The organism is Neisseria sp. P0009.S007, from assembly GCF_051962515.1.
Genome location: NZ_JBQCVF010000883.1, coordinates 1 through 456, shown reverse-complemented (window position 1 = coordinate 456; position 456 = coordinate 1). Strand labels below are relative to the sequence as shown.

Sequence of the window (456 nt, the reverse complement as noted above, 5' to 3'; positions counted from 1 at the left end):
GTGTATAAGAGACAGCCTACGGGTGGCTGCAGTCGAGAATCTTCGGCAATGGGCGAAAGCCTGACCGAGCGACGCCGCGTGTGGGATGAAGGCCTTCGGGTTGTAAACCGCTGTCAGAGGGGAAGAAATTTTGACTGATCCTCAGAGGAAGGACGGGCTAAGTTCGTGCCAGCAGCCGCGGTAAGACGAACCGTCCGAACGTTATTCGGAATTACTGGGCTTAAAGGGTGCGTAGGCTGCGATGCAAGTCAGGTGTGAAATGCCGGAGCTCAACTGCGGCATTGCGCTTGAAACTGTGTTGCTTGAGTATTTCAGGGGTGTGGGGAACTGCCAGTGGAGCGGTGAAATGTGTTGATATTGGCAGGAACACCGGAGGCGAAAGCGCCACACTGGGGAATAACTGACGCTGAGGCACGAAAGCCAGGGGAGCGAACGGGATTAGATACCCTGGTAGTC

General features: G+C 55.5%; 1 rRNA gene. It reads left to right on the top strand.

Annotation, left to right across the window (positions count from 1 at the left end):
- Nucleotides 1–456 (top strand): 16S ribosomal RNA (locus tag ACTHS3_RS16925); the annotation flags it as partial.